This window comes from Streptomyces sp. NPDC002671 (assembly GCF_053592475.1).
In genome coordinates, this window is sequence record NZ_JBSFVU010000003.1 from 181,640 (window position 1) to 202,331 (window position 20,692).

Genomic DNA, 20,692 nt, shown 5'->3' on the forward strand with positions numbered 1-20,692 from the left:
AAACACGCCCTTCGGCACGGGAAGGGTGTTTCACGTGAAACGCCAGGCACCATCGTGAAACACCCTCCCCTGTAAATCAGTGCGCGGTGGCAGGGTCCGGAGCGATGTGCTGCGTGCCGATCCGCTGGCGGAACACCCAGTAGGTCCACCCCTGGTAGAGCAGCACGAACGGCGTGGCGATCGCCGCGCACCAGGTCATGATCTTCAAGGTGTACGGGCTCGACGAGGCGTTGGTGACCGTGAGGCTCCATTCGCTGTTGAGCGTGGACGGCATGACGTTCGGGAAGAGCGACAGGAAGAGCATCGCCACGGCGGCGACGATGGTGAGGCCGGACAGGGCGAACGACCATCCCTCGCGCCCCACCTGGTTGGCCACCAGCGCGGCCACCAGGGCGACGACCGCCACGATCAGAGCGACCAGGCTCTTGCCGTCACCGCTGTCGGCCTGCGTCCACAGCAGGAAGGCGAGCGCGACGGCCGCCGCGACGGGACCGACCCACAGGGCCAGCTTCCGCGCCCGCGTCCGGATGTCCCCGACGGTCTTGAGCGCGGTGAACACCGTGCCGTGGAAGGTGAAGAGCGTCAGCGTCACCAGACCGCCGAGCAGGGCGTAGGGGTTGAGCAGGTCCCCGACGTTGCCCGCGTACTCGAAGTTCCGGTCGATCTTGACGCCGTGCACGATGTTCGCGAAGGCCACGCCCCACAGGAACGCCGGGATCAGCGAGGTCCAGAAGATCGCGGTCTCCCAGTTGCGCTGCCAGGTCTCGTCGGGCCGCTTCGCCCGGTACTCGAAGGCCACGCCCCGGACGATCAGGCACACGAGGATGACCAGCAGGGGCAGATAGAAGCCGGAGAAGAGCGTGGCGTACCACTCGGGGAAGGCGGCGAAGGTCGCACCGCCCGCCGAGAGCAGCCACACCTCGTTGCCGTCCCAGACGGGCCCGATGGTGTTGATCAGCACCCGCCGCTCGGGCCGGTTCCGGGCCAGCAGCTTGGTGAGGATGCCGACCCCGAAGTCGAAGCCCTCCAGGAAGAAGTAGCCGGTCCACAGAACGGCGATCAGAACGAACCAGACGTCGTGAAGTTGCATGACTGTTCCCCCGGCCTAGTACGAGAAGGCCATCGGCTTGTCGGCGTCACGCATGTCGCCGCCGATCTTCGTGGGCGGATTGAGGTCGGCCTCGGTCAGCTCGGGCGGGCCCGCCTTGGCGTACTTGGCGAGAAGCCTGACCTCGACGACGGCGAGGATGGCGTACAGCGCGGTGAGGACGATCATCGAAGTGAGGATCTCGCCCTGGGAGACACCGGGGGAGACCGCGTGCCGGGTCTGCAGGACGCCGTAGACCACCCACGGCTGACGGCCCATCTCGGTGAAGATCCAGCCCCAGGAGTTGGCGATCAGTGGGAAGGCCAGCGTCCAGACGGCGATCCGCCAGTACCAGACCGTCAGCTTCGGGCTGAGGGCCTTCTTCCTGAACAGGACCAGATGCGGCACCTCGTCCTCGCCGACGCGCAGATGCTTCGGCAGCATGAACTTCTTCCGGGTCAGCCAGAGCCCGGCCAGGCCGATGGCGAAGGAGGCCATGCCGAAGCCGATCATCCAGCGGAAGCCCCAGAAGGTGACGGGGATGTTGGGCCGGTAGTCGCCGGGGCCGAACTTCTTCTGCTCGGCCTTGTTGACGTCGTTGATGCCAGGGACGTACGAGTTGAAGTCGTCGTTGGCCAGGAAGGACAGCAGGCCCGGGATCTCTATCGCGACGGTGTTGTGGCCCTTCTGCACGTCGCCGTAGGCGAAGATCGAGAACGGCGCCGGCTTCTGGCCGTCCCACAGCGCCTCTGCGGCTGCCATCTTCATCGGCTGCTGCTTGAACATGACCTTGCCGAGCGTGTCACCGCTGATCGCGGTGAGCATGCCGGCGATGACCACGGTGATGAGGCCGAGGCGCAGCGAGGTCTTCATCTCGCGTACGTGCTTCTTGCGGGACAGGTGGTAGGCGGAGATGCCCACCATGAAGGCACCGCCGGTCAGGAACGCCGCCGACAGCGTGTGGAAGGCCTGGCTGAGCGCGGTGTTCTGGGTCAGGACGTGCCAGAAGTCGGTGAGCTCGGCGCGGCCCTTCGCCTTGTTGATCCGGTAGCCGACGGGGTGCTGCATCCACGAGTTGGCCGCGAGGATGAAGTAGGCCGACAGGATCGTGCCGAGCGAGACCATCCAGATGCAGGCCAGGTGGATCTTCTTGGGCAGCTTGTCCCAGCCGAAGATCCACAGCCCGATGAACGTGGACTCGAAGAAGAAAGCGATCAGTGCTTCGAAGGCCAGCGGGGCACCGAAGATGTCACCGACGAACCGCGAGTAGTCCGACCAGTTCATACCGAACTGGAACTCCTGCACGATGCCGGTGACCACACCCATCGCGATGTTGATCAGGAAGAGCTTGCCCCAGAACTTCGTCGCCCTGAGGTACTTCTCCTTCTCCGTGCGCACCCAGGCCGTCTGCAGTCCGGCCGTGAGGGCGGCCAGCGAGATCGTGAGAGGGACGAACAGGAAGTGGTAGACGGTAGTGATGCCGAACTGCCAGCGCGCCAGTGTCTCCGGCGCCAAAGCCAAATCCACGTCGTCAGCTCCTTACTCCGCCGCAGAAGCGACAGTTTGCCCCTTTTTGTTGCACACATCACGGGAGCAATGGGACACGCTTGTGAACGCGTTCACATTCACAAGCCATTATGACGCACTGATTTTCGGCACTCGAAGGGGGGTCCCCCCTTCGCCTCCACGTCAACCCCTTGGCAGCGACTTCAACATCTTGTTGAATTGCGCGCCATGCAGATACGGATCTCCTGGCCCGCGGGCAACGTCACCGCGACCCTCGACGAGAACACACCGACCACGCAGGCCCTCGCCAAGGCACTGCCACTGACCTCCACCGCGCACACATGGGGTGAGGAGGTCTATTTCGACACGGGTGTGGCTGTTTCACGTGAAACGGATGCACGGCAGGTAGTGGAGCCGGGCACCGTGGCCTTCTGGACGGACGGCGACGCGCTCGCCCTCCCCTACGGCCCCACGCCCATCTCGCGAGGCGACGAATGCCGCCTCGCGAGCCCGTGCAACATCCTCGGGCGCCTGGACACGGACGCCCGCGTCCTGGCCACCGTCCGCCACGGCGACCCCGTACGCGTGGAACTGACGGACGGCCAGGACTGATCGCACCGACGAGGAGCGCGGACTACAGCTCCTTGCGGAACCCTTCCGCCACCTTCAGGAAGATGTCGTTCGCCTCGCACTCCCCGATCGTGACCCGCACACCCTCGCCGGGGAACGGCCGGACCACCACGCCGTGCTGCTCACAGGCCTGCGCGAACGCGACCGTGCGCTCCCCCAGCCGCAGCCACACGAAGTTCGCCTGGGTCTCCGGCACGGTCCACCCCTGGGCGCGCAGCCCGTCGACCACGCGCGTGCGCTCGCACACCAGCGAACCCACCCGGCCCAGCAGCTCGTCCTCGGCGCGCAGCGAGGCCACCGCCGCGTCCTGCGCGAACTGGCTCACCCCGAACGGCACCGCCGTCTTGCGCAGCGCCGCCGCCACCGGCTCATGGGCGACCGCGAAACCGACGCGCAGCCCGGCGAGCCCGTACGCCTTGGAGAACGTGCGCAGCACGCAGACGTTCGGCCGCTCCCGGTACAGCTCGATGCCGTCGGGCACCTCGGTGTCGCGGATGAACTCGCGGTAGGCCTCGTCCAGGACCACCAGCACATCGCCGGGCACCCGGTCGAGGAACCGCTCCAGCTCGGCCCGCCGCACCACTGTGCCGGTCGGGTTGTTCGGGTTGCAGACGAAGATCAGACGCGTCCGGTCGGTGATCGCGTCCGCCATCGCGTCCAGGTCGTGCACATCGCCGGGCGTGAGCGGCACCTGCACCGGCCGGGCACCGCTGATCCGCGTGATGATCGGGTACGCCTCGAAGGAGCGCCAGGCGTAGATCACCTCGTCGCCGGGCCCGCTGGTGGCCTGCAGCAGCTGCTGGGCGACACCCACCGAGCCGGTGCCGGTGGCCAGGTGCGAGAGCGGGACACCGAAGCGCTCCGACAGCTCGTTCATCAGCTCGGTGCACGCCATGTCCGGATAGCGGTTGAAGGAGGCGGCGGCCTCGGTCACCCGCTCCAGCACGCCGGGCAGCGGGGGATACGGGTTCTCGTTGGAGGACAGCTTGTAGGCGGCCGGACCGCCCGCGGCAGCAGGCTTCCCGGGCTTGTAGGTGGGGATACCCTCCAGCTCCGCGCGCAGCTTGGGGCTCGTCTCGCTCACCGCAGTCCTCCTCGCGACCGCCGGCGGACCGTCGACGCCGCCAGCTTCCATTACTCCTCACCATATGAGGATTCGGCGCCGCTGCGTACAGGTGCGGGGCAAAGCTCGTGATCCCCACCGGCATCAGGGGCATCGTCAGACGAAGGCGTACGTATCAGGGGGCGCGCCCTACATATATCTATGCGCCGGTGGCTTGCGCCCTGGCGCGCATCACCCGTGAAGGTGAGTTGAGACCTCTTCGAAACATCCGGCCCTTGGCAGGCCCATGCGCGTCGACAGGCAACGTCCTAGCATCCAATCGACTAACTACCTTAGTTTCCAAGGTAGTTGGCGCTATATGATCATGCAGAAACGTACCTGTCGCCGCGTGCATATGCGTCCGCACTACCCCACCGCATGAGCCCTACTATCGGCTCGCCATGACAGCAGCAGGGAAGCACCAGGTGAGCCGCGCGGAAACCTCACGGCGAAGCAGCCGACCGGGCCGGGCGGGCATCAGAGACGTGGCCGCCGCCGCCGGGGTCTCCATCACGACCGTCTCCGATGCCCTCAACGGCAAGGGGCGGCTCCCGGATGCCACCCGGCGCCATGTCCGCGAGGTCGCCGACCGGCTGGGGTACCGCCCCTCGGCCGCCGCCCGCACCCTCCGTACCGGCAAGTCGGGGCTGATCGGCCTGACCGTGACGACGTACGGGGATGAACCTTTCACCTTCACGGAGTTCGCGTACTTCGCCGAGATGGCGCGGGCCGCCACCTCGGCCGCGCTCGCCCGCGGCTACGCCCTCGTCATCCTGCCCGCGACCTCCCGTCACGACGTGTGGTCCAACGTTGCCCTCGATGGCACCGTTGTCATCGACCCTTCCGACCAGGACCCGGTGGTCAGCGAACTCGTCCGGCAGGGGCTGCCGGTCGTCTCCGACGGCCGCCCGGCCGGCCCGCTCCCGGTCACCGCCTGGGTCGACAACGACCACGAGGCCGCCGTACTCGGCATCCTCGACCACCTCGCCGACGCGGGCGCCCGCCGGATCGGCCTGCTCACGGGCACCACGACGGACACCTACACCCACCTGTCCACCACCGCGTACCTGCGCTGGTGCGAACGGGTCGGCCAGGCCCCGGTCTACGAGGCCTACCCTGCACACGACCCGTGCGCGGGCGCCGTCGCCGCCGACCGGCTGCTCGCCCGCCCCGACCGGCCCGACGCCGTCTACGGACTGTTCGACCCCAACGGCACCGACCTGCTCGCCGCCGCCCGCCGCTACGGCCTGCGCGTCCCCGACGACCTGCTGCTGGTGTGCTGCAGCGAGTCCACCGTGTACGCCAACACCGAGCCGCCGATCACCACGCTCTCCCTGAAGCCGCGCCGCATCGGCACCGCCGTGGTCCAGCTCCTCATCGACGCCATCGAGGGCGTCGAGTCGGACCATCCGGTCGAGCAGGTGATACCGACCGAGCTGATCGTGCGCACCTCCTCCCAGCGGCGCCCGCAGCGCACGACGGTCAGCCCGCCGCGCACCCCGGACGAGGGGTAGCGGGGGAGCACGGAAGCACCGGGCGGCGCACGGCCGGGACACGCGGCGCGCACGGTCCGGTGCGCCCCGCACGACCGGCCTCCCACCCCCATGGCCGCCCCGCGCGACCGAACCGTCCGCCCCACCGGTCGGCTGACGCGGGCCGGTATCCGGGCGACGCAAGGGGTAACCCCTGCCCAAACGGGGCGAAAGCCGCGGTGAACTGGAGTCTTGTTCCGATTCACCACCCCTGGGTCATCACACGGCGCGACGCGCATTCCTATGATGGGCCCACGACACCGCGGGCCGTGCGACCAGGCAGTCCGAAGCGGTGCAGATGCGGCGCGATGGTGGAGGGGTCGGATGACTCAGGGGGCCGGTCAGGGACCCGAGACGGAGCGGACTGCGACGTTGCGCGACTTCCGGGTACCCGCGTACGTCCACGAGACCGGTCCGTACGTCCAGGCCGTCCACCCCGGCGACACCGACACGCCCGCCGAGGAGACGTACCCCGACGGCTACACGCCCACCCAGCGCGACCTGCCCGTCATCCACCGCGGTGACACGCTCCAGGTCCCCGTCGAACCGGCCCCCGCCGCCCCGGCCCCGCAGCCCGCGACCGGCCAGGGTCCCCTGTACGTCGTCGGGGACGTCCACGGCTACCTCGACGAACTGGTGGCCGCCTTGCAGGAGAAGGGGCTGATCGACGCCTCGGGCCAGTGGTGCGCGGGCACCACCCGGCTGTGGTTCCTCGGCGACTTCACCGACCGCGGCCCGGACGGCATCGGCGTCATCGACCTGGTGATGCGGCTGTCCGCCGAGGCAGCCGCGGCAGGCGGCTACTGCAAAGCCCTCATGGGCAACCACGAACTGCTGCTGCTCGGCGCCAAGCGGTTCGGCGACACCCCCGTCAACTCCGGCGCGGGCACCGCCACCTTCCAGGCGGCCTGGCTGCTCAACGGCGGCCAGAAGACCGACATGGACCGCCTCCAGGACCACCACCTGCAGTGGATGGCCCGCCTCGACGCCGTCGAGGAGGTCGACGGCTATCTGCTCCTGCACTCCGACACCACCGCCTACCTCGACTACGGCGACTCGATCGAGGCGGTCAACGACACCGTCCGCGAGACGCTCACGCGCAACGACGCGGACGAGTGCTGGGACCTGTTCCGCAAGTTCACCAAGCGCTTCTCCTTCCGCGACGAGGGCGGCGCCGACGCCGTCCGCTCCCTCCTCGATACGTACGGCGGCACCCGCGTCGTTCACGGCCACAGCCCCATTCCCTACCTGCTCGGCGAAGTCGGCTCCGAGGACGGCGAGGAAAGTACTGGTCCCGTCGTCGAGGGGCCGCACGTCTACGCCGACGGGCTCGCCATCGCCATGGACGGCGGAGTGACCATGGCCGGAAAGCTGCTGGTCCAACAACTTCCCTTGGATAACTGACCGTTCACCGGGCAGTCGTTCACCGGCGGCTGCACACACGCCGGTAACTCAATTTCCGGCAATCCCCTGTCACCGCGCGCCGTCACGGCTCTACCATCGGCTTATCCGTAGCAGGCTCCCCTCCGTTTCTGCCCGACGGCTCGCCGGCGTGCGAGCCCCAAGCCCTACGGAGCATCGGGGGATGCACATGAACAGCGTTCCGCAGCACCTGCTGAGCGAGGACCGCCAGGAATTCGAGCGGATCCTCGATGAGGCGCTGCGCTCCGCACCACACCGACCGGAACTGGCCGCTGTCGGACAGCGGCTCAACCCCGAACAACTGCGCACCATGGCGCTCAACGCCAGCACGCTCATCACGGCCGCCGCGGCGACCGAGTACCAGCACTACGTGACGGTCCGCGAGGAACTGCGCCGTCCGGCGCCGTCCGTCCTCCCGGTCCCCGACGACTCCGGTTCCACGGAACCGGCTTCGGACGGGCCGGGGCTCGCCACCGCCCTCGGCGACACCCCTCTCCGCGAGGCCGCCGAGACCACCGGCGCGGGCGCCGTCGCGGTGATCGCCGTGCTGGCGCCGGTCCTCGCCGGAACCGCCGCGGCGATCTTCCTGCTCGTCGGCTACATCCTGAAGACGGTCGCCCCCGGGCAGACCTTCGCCCAGACCATGCTCACCGCCGGCTGGGTGTTCGGTGCCGTGACCGCGGCCTCGGTCCTCGTCGCCGCCGTCGGGCTGCTGCTCACCGCCCTGCGCAACAGCGCCTCGGCGGACAGCGACGCCCACGACGCGGCGGCCGAGAAGGTCACCAGGGCCAGAGAGGCCTGGCGGGACGCCCTGCTGGAGCGCGGCATCCTGCCGTTCCTGCAGGACGCGCTCGCCCAGCCCGGCGCGGCAGCCCTGCAGCACACGGCCCGTCCCGCCCCGACCGGCCGTATGCCGCGCCTGGGCTACGGCCGCCCCGGCTTCAGCAGCCCGGACGACGGCGCCGGATCCGGCCGCCCGAGCTTCACCAGTCCCGACTACACCAGCCCGGACTTCGGCGGCCCGGAGCACCAGCCGGAATAGCCCGGCTCACGCCCCTCGAAAGGCGTGAGCCGAACCGGGCGGGACCAGAACTGCCCTCGCGGCCGACCGGGCGTGGCCCCACCACCCCGGTCAGCCGCCTCCTGCTGTACGGGCGACGTCAGCCGGCCGTCAGTCGGCCAGGGGGAGATAGACCCGGTTGCCCGCCGCCGCGAACTCCTTCGACTTCTGGGCCATACCCTCCTCGATCTCGGCCCGGCTGCCGCCGTGTTCGCGGCGGATGTCCTGCGAGATCTTCATCGACGACAACTTCAGCCCGTAGGCAGCACATTCACCCATCACCTCGTGCATCCGCAGCAGCCAGCAGGACTTCCGCCGCCTCGGTGCGGACGTACAGCACGTACCGGCCACTGCGGTGCGCGTCGACCAGGCCGGCGGAGCGGAGGGCGGTCAGGTGCTGGGAGACTCCGCCGGCGCTGATCCCGGTGCGGCGGGCCAGGTCGGTTGTTGAGGCGGGTGTGTCGAGTTCGGCCAGCAGGCGGGTCCTGGACCGGCCGATGACCGCTGCCAGGGCCTGTGGGAGGGCAGACCGCCGTTCCCAGAGTGCGGCCACGCCGCGCGGCGGATAGCGCAGGGTGGGTTGCCAGTTCGGGCTGATCACGGAGAAGATCCTGGGCCAGACGAACACCGACGGCACGAGCAGGAGGCCGCGTCCGCCGAGTTGCCGGCTGCCACGGCCGTAATGGTGCCCGACGTACAGGGTGTCCTCGTCCCAGGTCACGCTGGCCCCCAGATCGCCCAGCAGCTGATCCGCTCCGTGTTCGGCGAACAGCCTGGCCCGGTGAAGCACGTCACCCTCCAAGAGGGAGCGCATCCGCGGCCAGTACGGCGCGAGGGCGACCTCCCAGTAGGCCTCGACGAGTTCAGCGAGTTCGGCGAGACCGCGGCGCGGATCGCTGCGCAGCCGATCGATCCGCTCGGAACGCGGCGCGCGTGGACCGCCGAGGCCGGACCGGACCTGCTCGGGTGGTGTGGCGCGCAGTACGGCCAGCTCTAGTCCCAGATCGGCGACCGAGGTTGTCGGTGGCGGTGCGATGAAGACCGGTATCGACCGGGGCGGTTCCGGGACCAGATCGGCGAGCAGACGCCAGTCCAACCCCGAGGCGGCCAACCGGCTGCCGACCTCGGCGGTCCACGGGTGGTACAGGGGGTGCTCGGCCGGGCGCTTCAACACCCTGACGCTGGCGACCACCTCCCACAGCGGCGACAGGGCGAACCGGGTGCGGGCCAGGTCGCGGACGGAGAACACCAGGTCCAGCACGGTGCAGCCCTTCTGCGTCGGAAGAGCCCGCGGCCAGCGGGTCAGGATTCAGTACAGCCTAAATTCCTCGCTCGCCGGTCGGCCCCGGCAGGAACCTCACTCCATGACCAGTACTGATCTCGCTCACGGGCCGGGCACGGCCGCGCCCACCCTCGAGCCGTATCCTTCGGCCCTCCGGAACCCGGGCTTCCGACTACTTGTCGGCGCCGCCGCGGTGAGCAAGCTCGGCACCGCGGTGAGTTCCCTGGCGATACCGCTGACCGCCGTCCTGGCCCTGCACAGCTCGGCCGGACAGGTCGGCGTTCTGGCGATGCTGAGCACCCTCGCCTTCCTGCTGATCGGCCTGCCGGCCGGAGCCTGGGTGGACCGGATCCGGAAGCGGCCCGTGATGATCGCTGCCGACCTGGTCAGGGCCACGCTGTTCGGGTCCGTGCCGGCCGCGTGGCTGCTCGGTTGCCTGACGATCCAACAGCTCTACGTTGTGGTCCTGTTGGCGGGCGCCGCCACGGTCTTCTTCGACGTGGCCGCACTGAGCCAACTGCCCGAACTGGTCGGGCGGGCCCAGCTCACCCAGGCCAACGCCTACCTGGTGACGGTGGACTCCCTCACCCTGATCGGTGGGCGCAGCGCGGGTGGCTTCCTGGTGGCGCTGCTGTCCGCCCCGACGGCGGTCGTGGTCGACGCGGCCAGCTACCTGTGGTCGGCGGTCCTCCTGCTGCGTATCCGCCAGGCGGACCCGCGTCCGCAGCACCGGCGCGACGCACGGCTCAGCGGCGAGATCCGGGAGGGCCTGCGCTTCGTGCTCGGCAACCCGACCCTGCGGGCGATTGCGCTCGCCGGGGCACTGACGAACCTGTCCATCCAGCTGTGCCAGACCATGCTGCCGGTGTTGTTCGCCCGTGAACTCGGCTTCTCCGACGGCGTCATCGGCCTGTTCTTCGCGGTTGGTGGTCTCGGCGTGTTCATCGGTTCGATGTCGGCCCGATGGTTGGCCCGCCGGGTCGGCGCAGGCCGGGTGCTGTGGCTGATGGGCCTGGCCGTCGCGCCGTTCGGCGCTCTGCTGGCGCTGGCCGATCGCGGACCGGCCCTCTGGTTCGCCGCGGCCGCCTGGCTGATCACCACATGCAAGGTCGGCATCGACAACGTGATCAAGGTCAGCTTCCGCCAGAGCGTGACACCGGACCGTCTTCTCGGCCGGATGAACGCCACCATGCGGGTCCTGCTGACCGGCTCACTCGCGATCGGCGCGGCCCTGGCCGGCCTGCTGGGCGAACTCGCCTCCGTCCGAACCGCCCTCTGGCTCGGTGCCGTCGGGCTCGCCCTGGTCTGGGTACCGATCTTCTTCTCACCACTGCGCACCCAGCGCGAGCTGCCCGGCCCCGGCGCTCTGCGGTGAACGGATGACCACGAGCGAGCGCCGCCCCGAGTTCGCTCGGGGACGGCGCTCCGGTTGCCTGTCAGTCCGCCATCGGCAGGTACACCCGGTTCCCGTTCTCCGCGAACTCCTTCGACTTCTGGAGCATCCCCTCAGCGACCTCCTCAGGCGAGGCCCCCTCAGCCGCCGCACCACCGAACCGCTCTGTGATGCTTTGGCTGATCTTCATCGAGCAGAACTTCGGCCCGCACATCGAGCAGAAGTGAGCCGTCTTGGCGGGCTCGGCCGGCAGGGTCTCGTCGTGGAACTCCCGTGCCGTGTCCGGGTCCAGGGCGAGGTTGAACTGGTCCTCCCACCGGAACTCGAAGCGGGCGTCGGACAGTGCGTCGTCCCAGGCCTGCGCATCCGGGTGCCCCTTGGCGAGGTCGGCTGCGTGGGCGGCGATCTTGTAGGTGATGACGCCGGTCTTGACGTCGTCACGGTTGGGCAGGCCCAAGTGTTCCTTGGGCGTGACGTAGCAGAGCATCGCCGTGCCCCACCAGGCGATCATCGCGGCACCGATGCCGGAGGTGATGTGGTCGTACGCCGGCGCGATGTCCGTGGTCAGCGGGCCGAGCGTATAGAACGGAGCTTCATCGCAGATCTCCTGCTGAAGGTCGATGTTCTCCTTGATCTTGTGCATCGGGACGTGACCGGGGCCCTCGATCATCGTCTGCACGTTGAAACCCTTGGCGATCCGGTTGAGCTCCCCGAGCGTGCGCAACTCCGCGAACTGCGCCTCGTCGTTGGCGTCGGCGATCGAGCCCGGCCGAAGGCCGTCGCCCAGCGAGTACGTGACGTCGTAGGCGGCGAGGATCTCGCACAGTTCCTCGAAGTTCTCGTACAGGAACGACTCCTTGTGGTGCGCCAGGCACCACGCGGCCATGATCGAGCCGCCGCGCGAGACGATGCCGGTCTTGCGGTTGGCGGTGAGCGGCACGTACGGCAGCCGGACACCCGCATGGACCGTCATGTAGTCCACGCCCTGCTCGGCCTGCTCGATGACCGTGTCCTTGTAGATCTCCCAGGTCAGCTCTTCGGCCTTGCCGTCGACCTTTTCCAGGGCCTGGTAGAGCGGCACCGTGCCGATCGGGACGGGGGAGTTGCGCAGCACCCACTCGCGGGTGGTGTGGATGTTGCGGCCGGTCGAGAGGTCCATGACCGTGTCGGCACCCCAGCGGGTCGCCCAGGTCATCTTCTCGACCTCCTCCTCGATGGAGGACGTCACCGCGGAGTTGCCGATGTTGGCGTTGACCTTCACCAGGAACCGCTTGCCGATGATCATCGGCTCGATCTCCGGGTGGTTGACGTTGGCCGGCAGCACCGCACGGCCCGCCGCGATCTCCTCCCGGACCACCTCGGGCGACACGTTCTCCCGGACCGCCACGTACTCCATCTCGGGCGTGATCTCGCCCCGGCGCGCATACGCGAGCTGCGTGACCGCCTGGCCGCCATGACCGCGCCGCGGCTGGCGCGGACGTCCGGGGAAGACGGCGTCGAGGTTGCGCAGCCCTCCGCGCGGCGAGGTGTGCTTGATCCCGTCGTCCTCCGGACGGACGGGACGGCCCGCGTACTCCTCGGTGTCGCCGCGGGCGATGATCCAGTTCTCCCGCAGCGGCGACAGGCCCCTGCGGACGTCGGTGTCGACGAGTGGATCGGTGTACGGGCCTGAGGTGTCGTACAACGTGACCGACTGCCCGTTGGTGAGGTGCACCTGACGGACCGGCACGCGCAGGTCGGGGCGCGAGCCCTCGATGTACGCCTTGTGCCAGCCGATGGACTTCCCGGCCTCCCCGTTCGACGACCCGTTCGTCGCGTTCTGCGTGGAGGCAGGCGTGCGTGCGTCCTTGTTGGTCATGAGACCTACTCCCTACGCCGGCATTACCCGGTAACAGGTTCGGCGGTCGACGCAGCGGTTTCCGTCGGTCGCTGTTTCACGTGAAACTTCGTACGTTCCATGTGAAACACCGCGAAACGGAGGTCAGCGCCCTCTCAGCCCGGTGCTCCGAGCTCCCGCGTGTGCAAAGGTGCCCCCACGCTAGCGTCAATCCGGGAGCGGTGAACAGAGGGCCCCCGGCGTTCTTGCGATGATCGGGCGGTGACCACGATGCAGCAGCACCCCTCCCAGCCTCCCGAGCCGCCCCGTCGAGGCCGCCCCGGCTCGGGCGGCGGTCACAGTCACGCGCACGGTCACGACCAGGGCCACGGCCACGCGCACGGCCACAGTCACAGCCACGGCCCGGCCGCCCCCGTCTCCCGGCACCTGCGCAAGGTCATCGCCGCGATCCTGATCCCGTTCACGGCGGCGGTCGTGGTCGGCCTGCTGGTGCTCTGGCCCGGAGGAGCCCCGGCGCACAAGCGCACCGGCGTCGGCTTCGACCGGCAGACGCAGCAGGCCACGGTCACCGAGGTGATCAAGGTGAGCTGCGCCTCGGTGAACGCCTCGGGCGGCAGCCTGACCGGCGACGCCTCCGCTGCCGGGGGAAACTCCGCCGCGCAGAAGCCGAACGGCACCTGCAAGAAGGCGACCATCCGGGTCGACACCGGCAAGGACAAGGGCCGCACGTTCACCGAGATCGTGCAGCCGGACCAGTCACGCCAACTGGACCAGGGCGAGAAGGTCGTGGTCGCCTACGAGCCCTCGGCACCGAAGAACCTGCAGTACTCGGTCACCGATGTGAACCGGCAGTTCCCGATGGCCCTGCTCGCCGGGATCTTCGCGGTCGCCGTCGTCGTGGTGGGGCGCATGCGCGGTGTCATGGCGCTGATCGCGCTGGCCGTGAGCTTCCTGGTGCTGACCCTGTTCATCCTGCCCGCGATTCTGCAGGGTTCGAATCCGCTGCTCGTGGCGGTCGTCGGGTCCAGCGCCATCATGCTGATCGCCCTGTACATGTGCCACGGCCTGTCGGCTCGTACGTCCGTGGCGGTGCTCGGCACCCTGATCTCGCTGTGCCTGATCGGTGTGCTCGGCTCGCTGTTCATCGGCTGGGCCGCGCTCACCGGCAACACGGACGACAGCACCGGTCTGATCCACGGCCTGTACCCGTCGATCGACATGAGCGGTCTGCTGCTGGCCGGCGTCATCATCGGCTCGCTCGGTGTCCTCGACGACGTGACGGTGACGCAGACGTCCGCCGTGTGGGAGCTGCACGAGGCCAATCCGTCGATGGGCTGGCGCGGGCTGTACCGGGCGGGCATCCGCATTGGCCGCGACCACATCGCCTCCGTGGTCAACACCCTCGTCCTCGCCTACGCCGGTGCCGCACTGCCGCTCCTGCTGCTGTTCTCGATCGCGCAGAGCAGCGTGGGGACGGTGGCCAACAGCGAGCTGGTGGCGGAGGAGATCGTGCGCACGCTGGTGGGCTCGATCGGCCTGGTCGCCTCGGTCCCGGTCACGACCGCTCTCGCCGCCTTGGTGGTGGCGGCCGACCGGCCCGCACCGGACACGACGGCACCCGCCGGGGCCCCGTCCACCACGGCACGCGGCGGACGGGGCCGACGCCGGAAGCGGTGAATCCCGGCGGGAGTCGATGACCCCGATGCAGAACCGTTCCTGCACCGTCCCGCGCGGCACGGCCGGGCGCCTGACACCCCGTGCCGTAACGCTTCAGCCGGCGCTCTGTTCCTCGGCCAGGATGCGGTCCAGGGCCTCGTCGAGGTGGGCGTCGAAATCGGCGAGCGCACCCTCCTGACCCAGCGGCACGAGCTTGTCCGTACGGTCGAGGAAGGCCACGAGCGGTGGCACTGAGGAGCGGAACAGCGCCTGATCGGAGCCGACCTGAAGCCGGATCAGCACCTCGCCCAGCACCTCGGAATCGGCGGGGGCGATGTGCACATCCCCCTCGCCGCACGGCCGGCCGACCCCGTCGACCAGCAACTCCCGCCCGAAGGCCCAGGTCACCGGGGCATCGCCGGGCAGGTGGAAGGTGAGCCGCACGGCATAGGGATCACTGGTCTCGTAGCGCAACTCCACCGGAATGCGGAAGGAGAGCTCCTCGGACACGAGAAAGCTCATCATGACCTCTGCCTGTACGGACTCGCGCATCGCCTACCCCGTCATATGACGTCGACCGGCCGGGATCGATCCCTTTGACCATGGTCAAATCTTGCTGAACGTACACAACAGATCACAAGGAGTGAGTTTTCAGATGCTGATAGAGAGGGCGAGCGCTCCCAGATGACGCCCGATCTCGGCCTGCAGCCGGTTCGCCGCGGGCAACAGCCGGTCGGCCTGGTGCAAGGGCAGCGAGATGGCGATCGTGGCCGCCGTGGTGCCGACCGTGATCGGCACCGCCGCACAGACCGTCCCGAGCGCGTACTCCTGCCGCTCCACCACCGGCTCCATGCGCGGCATCCGGTCCAGCCGCCGCAGCAGGGCGTGGTTGTCACGCACGGTGTACGGCGTGATGGCCTGCACGGGATAACGGGCGAGGTGGTCGCGGCGGGCCTCCTCGTCCAGCTGGGAGAGCAGGCACTTCCCGATGGCGTGCGCGTGGCCGGTCTCGCGGAAGTCGGCCCACTCCTCGACGGCGGGGGCCTGCCGGGAGGCGGAGACGCACATGACCTCGATCTCACCGTCCCGGTACATCGCGTAGTACACCGGGGCGCCGATGCGGTCGCGCCAGTGCGCAAGCGTGTCGGCCACCGTGCTGCGACGTTTCTGCTGTGCTCCGCTGCTGCTCAGCTGTTCGGCCGCGTCACCGAGGAAGAACAGCCCCTTCTCGCGGCGCAGATAGCCCTCATGCACGAGGGTGCGCAGCAGGTGGTAGGCCGTGGGCAGGGCGAGGCCGGTCTCGCGGGCGAGCTGTTTGGCGGGGGCGCCGTACTCATGCCGGGCGACGGTCTCCAGCAGGCGCATGGCGCGCTGGACGGAGCCGATGAGGGTCGCGGATGGGGGTGGTTCCAGGCGGGCCCCGGAGCGCGGTTGTCCGGGCACGGCCGCGCCGGGCGGCCGGCGGACGGAGGGTGGGCAGGAACGCGGCGGGGCGGGGGGTGCGTGGGGTCCTGCCGGTGCGGTGTCAACCGTGGCCAAGGGGTCACTCCCGAAACGCGAGGGGGCAGCCCGTGCGGGGAAGAGCACGGTGGGGGTGTGCCGCCCACGGGGCCGGACCCCGCGGGGAGTTCCGGACTCTAACCGCCCACCACCGCGAGCAGACGGCCTCCCGGGGAAACTTCCCTCGCCCGAGGGAACCGGTGCCTTCTGTTACCGGTCACCGGCTCTCCCGTGATCCCTCACCAGTCGCTGCGCGACGAGGAGTTCGACATGAACTTCCGCACGATGTAGATCAGTCCGCCGACCAGGGCGACGAAGATCAGCGCCTTGAAGAGCAGGCCGATCACGAAGCCGACCACGGTCGCTATCAGGCCGCCGAACACGACCAGGGCGATGACCGGCACCGCGACCCACTTCACCCACCACGGAAGTCCCGCGAAGATCTCTCGCATTGCCCTTGTCCTTTGCGTCTGGTGCGTTGTCGGAGTGCCGCACTGTCTGCATCGATGCTAGGGCCGCGAAGGGTCATCGCGGGGGCCTCTCATCCCTTGTCCTCCCCTGACCCGTCCCCTAGGGAACCCCGAGGGCCGGGCTCAGGCCTCAGGTGGAGAGAAGACGACCATCACCCTCAGGTCCTCGCTGATGTGGTGGAACTTGTGGGCCACCCCTGCCGGTACGTAGACCACGCTGCCCCGGGCCACCTCGGTGGTCTCCATGCCGACCGTGATCGACGCCCGGCCGCTGACGACGAGGTACACCTCGTCCTGGTTGTGCGGCTTCTGCGGGTCGTGTTCGCCCGCGTTGAGCGCGTACAGGCCGACCGACATGTTCCGCTCGCGCAGGAACTGCAGGTAGGCACCCTCGTTGGCGGCTCGCTCCGCCTCCAGTTCGTCCAGCCGGAATGCCTTCATCGCCGTTGCCGACCTCGTCTCATCACTGCTCGTTCTCCATCCGGTCTGCCACGATCAGACACATGAAGAATTTTGTAGTCAAGACGATCGCCAACGCGGGCGCCCTGGCGGTCGCCGTATGGCTGCTCGACAAGATCACCCTTACCGGTGACAGCACGGCCAAGAAGGCCGGCACGCTGATCCTCGTGGCGCTGGTCTTCGGCCTGGTCAACTTCCTGGTCAAGCCGATCGTGAAGGTGCTCACCTTCCCGCTGTTCATCCTGACCCTGGGTCTGATCACCCTGGTCGTCAACGCGCTGATGCTGATGTTGACGTCCTGGGTGTGCGGCAAGCTCGACCTGGGCTTCCATGTGGCGGGCTTCTGGACCGCCGTCCTCGGCGGCCTGATCATCTCGGTCGTGTCCTGGGCGCTGCACGTTCTCCTGCCCGACGAGGACTGAACGCGCCATGGCCTATCGCGTCTGCTTCGTGTGCACCGGCAACATCTGCCGCTCCCCGATGGCCGAATCCGTCTTCCGCGCGCGCGTGGCGGAGGCCGGGCTGGAGCATCTGGTCGAGGTCGACAGCGCCGGCACCGGCGGCTGGCACGAGGGCGAGCCCTCCGATCCGCGGACCGTCTCGGTCCTCGACGAGCACGGCTACGACACCGAGCACATCGCACGCCAGTTCCAGCCGGCCTGGTTCGCCCGCCGCGACCTGGTGATCGCGCTCGATGCCGGGCACCTGAAGGCCCTGCGCCGCCTCGCGCCCACCGAGGAGGACGCGCGCAAGGTCCGCCTGCTGCGCTCCTACGACCCCTCGTGCGACCCCACGGCAGGCGGCGACCTCGACGTACCGGACCCGTACTACGGGGGCCGTGACGGCTTCGAGGAGTGCCTTGAGATGGTGGAGGCGGCGAGCGCCGGTCTGCTCGCCGCCGTACAGGAACAACTGGAGGGACGGGCCGCATGAACGAGGGCAGGGAGGACGAGGGACGCATCGGCGACGGCACGCGCGCGGTACGGGCGGGGCTGCCCGAGCCGGTCAAGCACGAGCCGACCCTGCCCGGACCGGTCTTCGCCGCGCACTTCCACCTCCCGGGCGAGGTGACCGGACCGTACTCCTACGGCCGTGACGACAACCCGACCTGGACGCTGCTGGAGAGCGCCATCGGCGAGCTGGAGGCGCCCGGGCAGGACGACGTCGAGACGCTGGTGTTCGCCTCCGGCATGGCGGCGATCTCCTCGGTGGTGTTCTCCCAGCTCCGCGCCGGAGACGCGGTCGTACTCCCTTCCGACGGCTATCAGGTGCTGCCGCTGGTCGGCGCCCAGCTGGAGGCGTACGGCATCGAGGTGCGCACTGCGCCGACCCGCCAGGACGCCCAGCTGGAGGTCCTCGACGGGGCGCGGCTGCTGTGGCTCGAGTCCCCGTCGAACCCCGGGCTCGACGTGTGCGACATCAGGCGCCTGGTGGAGGCGGCACACGAGCGGGGCGCCCTGGTGGCCGTCGACAACACCCTCGCCACCCCGCTCGGGCAGCGCCCGCTGGAGCTGGGCGCCGACTTTTCGGTGGCCAGCGGCACCAAGCAGCTGACCGGGCACGGGGACTTGCTGCTGGGCTACGTCGCCGGCCGCGAGGGCGAGGCGATGGCCGCCGTACGCCGCTGGCGCAAGATCGTGGGGGCGATCTCCGGCCCCATGGAGGCCTGGCTGGCGCACCGCTCGATCGCCACGCTCCAGCTGCGCATCGACCGGCAGAACGCCAACGCCCGCACGCTCGCCGAGGCCCTGCGGCAGCGGCCCGAGGTGTCCGGGCTGCGCTATCCGGGCCTGCCCGACGACCCCTCGTACAAGATCGCCTCGCAGCAGATGCGCCGCTTCGGATGCGTCGTCTCCTTCACGCTGCCCACGCGCGCGCGTGCCGAGCGTTTCCTGGAGGCCCTGCGCCTGGTGGAGGACGCGACGAGCTTCGGCGGGGTGCGCTCCACGGCCGAGCGGCGCCGCCGCTGGGGCGGAGACGCGGTCCCGGAGGGCTTCATCCGTATGTCCGTCGGTGCGGAGGACCCCGAGGACCTGGTGGCCGACGTACTGCGTGCCCTGGACGAGTCCGCCGAGTGACGAGACGGTCCGAGCCTCCCCCCTCGTGGCTCGGACCGTCCTCGATTCCCCCTTCGGTTCCCGCGCGAAGAACCGCGCGAACAAGGCTAGTTGACTCTGTGTCAGTGTCCAATCACGGTAGCGACAGAGACCTATCGACTTATTTATAGTTGGTGTCTGCCTGGGGGCCGGAGGGAGGCAGGGACAGGGAGGGCATGCCATGGATCTGGCCTTGCTGCGCACCTTCGTCACCGTGCACCGGGCCGGTTCCTTCACCCGCGCCGCCGCCCTGCTCGGCCTCTCCCAGCCGGCCGTCACCTCGCAGATCCGCACGCTGGAGCGCCAGTTGGGCAGACCCCTGTTCCTGCGCCAGGCCCGCGGGGTGACCCCCACGACCATCGGCGACGAACTCGCCCACAAGGCGGCGCCCCATCTCGACGCGCTGGTGGAGATAGCCGAGAGCGGCCTGGACGACGAGTCCTCGCTGCGCACGCTCCACCTCGCCGGGCCGCCCGAGTTCACCACCGAACGCGCGCTTCCGGCCCTCACCGAGCTGACCGGCGACGACGGCCAGGGCTTCGCGCTGCGCGCCTCCTTCGGCACCGCGGAGGAGACGCTGGAGGGGCTGGCCGCCGGGCACCACGACCTGGCTATCAGCACGGCCCGGCCGCGCGGCGCCCTGCTCACCGCCACTCCCCTCTGCGACGAGGAACATGTGCTGGTCGCCGCCCCGCGCTGGGCCGAGCGGATCGGCTCGGACGCACCGCGCCTCAAGGGCGCGCCCGCCCTGGAGAACCTGCCTGTCGTCGAGGTCCACGAGTCGCTGCCCCTGGTCTCGCGCTACTGGGCCTCCGTCTTCGACTGCCGCCCCGCCGCCTCGGGCACCGTCATCGTCCCCGACCTGCGCGCGGTGCTCGCCTGCGCGATCGCCGGCGCGGGGCTGGCCGTACTGCCCCGCTATCTGTGCGCCGACGCCCTCGCACAGGGCGCGATCGTGTTGCTGCACGATCCTCCGGTGCCGCCGCTACGCACGTATTTCCTTGTGGTGCGCACCGGGACGCTGGCGATGCCTCATGTCGCGCGGGCGCACGAGTGGCTTCAGCGGGCGGCCATCGGCTGGTGCTGAGGGCCGGTCCGGCGGTGCACGCCCTGCCCTGATGTGGTTCTGCTTTGTGATGTTTCACGTGGAACCAGCCGGGCCACATTTCTCCCATGACCGTCCGACCCGTGGTCAAGCGCACCGCCCGCGCCGTTCTCCTGGACGGCGACGACCTGATCCTGATCAAGCGCACCAAGCCCGGCGTCGATCCCTACTGGGTCACTCCCGGTGGCGGGGTCGAGCCCGCGGACCCGACCGTCGTGCACGCCCTGCACCGCGAGGTGTACGAGGAACTCGGCGCCAAGATCACCGATGTGGTGCCGTGCTTCGTGGACACGGTGGAGCACATCGGCGAAGACGGCGGCGCGACCGGCGTGAAGGTGCAGCACTTCTTCGTCTGCCGGCTGGAGTCCATGAACCCGTCGCTGCGCCACGGACCCGAGGTGGACGAGCCGACCGGTGAGTACGAGATCGTCCGCATCCCGTTCACCCGCGTCGGCATCGCCTCCGTCCACCTCGTACCGCTGTCGCTGCGTCACTACCTGGACGGCAACATCGAGGGGGTGCGCGCCATGCACGCTCCCGACCTCGGCTAGGGGA

The 20,692-nt window shown here is 69.3% G+C and carries 20 protein-coding genes and 1 pseudogene; 11 read left to right on the forward strand and 10 right to left on the reverse strand.

The annotated features are described in order from the left end of the window. Window positions 1-76: 76 nt before the first annotated feature. Both cydB and ACWD35_RS05685 read right to left on the reverse strand, forming a co-directional pair. Entirely contained in the window at window positions 77-1,090 is a 1,014-nt protein-coding gene (gene cydB, locus ACWD35_RS05680) for a cytochrome d ubiquinol oxidase subunit II (RefSeq protein WP_451349865.1), read from the reverse strand. Between the two features lie 15 nt (window positions 1,091-1,105). Beyond that, window positions 1,106-2,614 (reverse strand): cytochrome ubiquinol oxidase subunit I, encoded by a 1,509-nt coding sequence (locus ACWD35_RS05685; RefSeq protein ID WP_451349866.1) that lies wholly within the window; start codon window positions 2,612-2,614, stop codon window positions 1,106-1,108. Between the two features lie 207 nt (window positions 2,615-2,821). On the opposite strand from ACWD35_RS05685, the gene ACWD35_RS05690 reads away from it, so the two are divergent. After that, on the forward strand, window positions 2,822-3,205 hold the full coding sequence (locus ACWD35_RS05690) for a cyclophilin-like fold protein (RefSeq protein ID WP_451349867.1): 384 nt from the start codon (window positions 2,822-2,824) through the stop codon (window positions 3,203-3,205). Between the two features lie 22 nt (window positions 3,206-3,227). Here the strand turns inward: ACWD35_RS05690 and hisC are convergent, their stop codons facing one another. Next, on the reverse strand, window positions 3,228-4,307 hold the full coding sequence (gene hisC, locus ACWD35_RS05695; RefSeq protein ID WP_451349868.1) for a histidinol-phosphate transaminase: 1,080 nt from the start codon (window positions 4,305-4,307) through the stop codon (window positions 3,228-3,230). 419 nt (window positions 4,308-4,726) lie between these two features. Here hisC and ACWD35_RS05700 point away from each other — a divergent pair, with 419 nt between their 5' ends. From ACWD35_RS05700 to ACWD35_RS05710, 3 genes are all read left to right on the forward strand, one after another. Beyond that, window positions 4,727-5,839, forward strand: coding sequence for a LacI family DNA-binding transcriptional regulator (locus ACWD35_RS05700; protein WP_451349869.1), 1,113 nt, complete (start codon window positions 4,727-4,729; stop codon window positions 5,837-5,839). A 342-nt stretch (window positions 5,840-6,181) separates the two neighbouring features. Next, entirely contained in the window at window positions 6,182-7,261 is a 1,080-nt protein-coding gene (locus ACWD35_RS05705) for a metallophosphoesterase (protein ID WP_451349870.1), read from the forward strand. Window positions 7,262-7,442: 181 nt separating this feature from the next. Beyond that, window positions 7,443-8,321 (forward strand): hypothetical protein, encoded by an 879-nt coding sequence (locus tag ACWD35_RS05710; RefSeq protein ID WP_451349871.1) that lies wholly within the window; start codon window positions 7,443-7,445, stop codon window positions 8,319-8,321. A 129-nt stretch (window positions 8,322-8,450) separates the two neighbouring features. Here ACWD35_RS05710 and ACWD35_RS05715 read toward each other — a convergent pair. After that, window positions 8,451-8,591: pseudogene (locus tag ACWD35_RS05715) on the reverse strand (thiamine biosynthesis protein ThiC); the annotation flags it as partial. A gap of 19 nt (window positions 8,592-8,610) precedes the next feature. After that, window positions 8,611-9,600, reverse strand: coding sequence for a DUF5937 family protein (locus tag ACWD35_RS05720; RefSeq protein WP_451349872.1), 990 nt, complete (start codon window positions 9,598-9,600; stop codon window positions 8,611-8,613). Window positions 9,601-9,703: 103 nt separating this feature from the next. Between ACWD35_RS05720 and ACWD35_RS05725 the strand changes: the two genes are divergently transcribed. After that, window positions 9,704-10,996 (forward strand): MFS transporter, encoded by a 1,293-nt coding sequence (locus ACWD35_RS05725; protein ID WP_451349873.1) that lies wholly within the window; start codon window positions 9,704-9,706, stop codon window positions 10,994-10,996. 61 nt (window positions 10,997-11,057) lie between these two features. On the opposite strand, the gene thiC is transcribed toward ACWD35_RS05725, so the two are convergent. Further along, window positions 11,058-12,872 carry a phosphomethylpyrimidine synthase ThiC gene (gene thiC / locus ACWD35_RS05730; protein ID WP_451349874.1) on the reverse strand — a complete coding sequence of 605 codons (1,815 nt, stop codon included), beginning with the start codon at window positions 12,870-12,872 and terminating at the stop codon, window positions 11,058-11,060. Window positions 12,873-13,121: 249 nt separating this feature from the next. Between thiC and ACWD35_RS05735 the strand changes: the two genes are divergently transcribed. Then, on the forward strand, window positions 13,122-14,528 hold the full coding sequence (locus ACWD35_RS05735) for a YibE/F family protein (RefSeq protein ID WP_451350067.1): 1,407 nt from the start codon (window positions 13,122-13,124) through the stop codon (window positions 14,526-14,528). A gap of 93 nt (window positions 14,529-14,621) precedes the next feature. Here the strand turns inward: ACWD35_RS05735 and ACWD35_RS05740 are convergent, their stop codons facing one another. From ACWD35_RS05740 to ACWD35_RS05755, 4 genes are all read right to left on the reverse strand, one after another. Further along, on the reverse strand, window positions 14,622-15,059 hold the full coding sequence (locus tag ACWD35_RS05740; protein WP_451349875.1) for an SsgA family sporulation/cell division regulator: 438 nt from the start codon (window positions 15,057-15,059) through the stop codon (window positions 14,622-14,624). A gap of 99 nt (window positions 15,060-15,158) precedes the next feature. Continuing rightward, entirely contained in the window at window positions 15,159-15,950 is a 792-nt protein-coding gene (locus ACWD35_RS05745; protein WP_451349876.1) for an IclR family transcriptional regulator, read from the reverse strand. Window positions 15,951-16,246: 296 nt separating this feature from the next. Then, entirely contained in the window at window positions 16,247-16,459 is a 213-nt protein-coding gene (locus ACWD35_RS05750) for a DUF5326 family protein (protein WP_365176290.1), read from the reverse strand. 141 nt (window positions 16,460-16,600) lie between these two features. After that, complete coding sequence (locus ACWD35_RS05755; protein WP_451349877.1) at window positions 16,601-16,918, reverse strand: cupin domain-containing protein; 318 nt, start codon at window positions 16,916-16,918, stop codon at window positions 16,601-16,603. 62 nt (window positions 16,919-16,980) lie between these two features. Here ACWD35_RS05755 and ACWD35_RS05760 point away from each other — a divergent pair, with 62 nt between their 5' ends. The 5 genes from ACWD35_RS05760 (at window position 16,981) to ACWD35_RS05780 (ending at window position 20,688) form a co-directional block, all read left to right on the forward strand. Continuing rightward, window positions 16,981-17,358 carry a phage holin family protein gene (locus tag ACWD35_RS05760; protein WP_451349878.1) on the forward strand — a complete coding sequence of 126 codons (378 nt, stop codon included), beginning with the start codon at window positions 16,981-16,983 and terminating at the stop codon, window positions 17,356-17,358. 7 nt (window positions 17,359-17,365) lie between these two features. Then, window positions 17,366-17,869, forward strand: a complete 504-nt coding sequence (locus ACWD35_RS05765) for a low molecular weight protein-tyrosine-phosphatase (protein WP_451349879.1) — start codon at window positions 17,366-17,368, stop codon at window positions 17,867-17,869. Continuing rightward, window positions 17,866-19,014 (forward strand): cystathionine gamma-lyase, encoded by a 1,149-nt coding sequence (locus tag ACWD35_RS05770; RefSeq protein ID WP_451349880.1) that lies wholly within the window; start codon window positions 17,866-17,868, stop codon window positions 19,012-19,014. Before ACWD35_RS05765 ends, ACWD35_RS05770 begins: the two co-directional genes overlap by 4 nt. A gap of 199 nt (window positions 19,015-19,213) precedes the next feature. After that, the gene (locus ACWD35_RS05775) at window positions 19,214-20,119 is read left to right on the forward strand and encodes a LysR family transcriptional regulator (RefSeq protein ID WP_451349881.1); all 906 of its coding nucleotides are present in this window, start codon (window positions 19,214-19,216) and stop codon (window positions 20,117-20,119) included. Between the two features lie 86 nt (window positions 20,120-20,205). After that, window positions 20,206-20,688, forward strand: coding sequence for an NUDIX domain-containing protein (locus ACWD35_RS05780; RefSeq protein ID WP_451349882.1), 483 nt, complete (start codon window positions 20,206-20,208; stop codon window positions 20,686-20,688). Window positions 20,689-20,692: the final 4 nt, after the last annotated feature.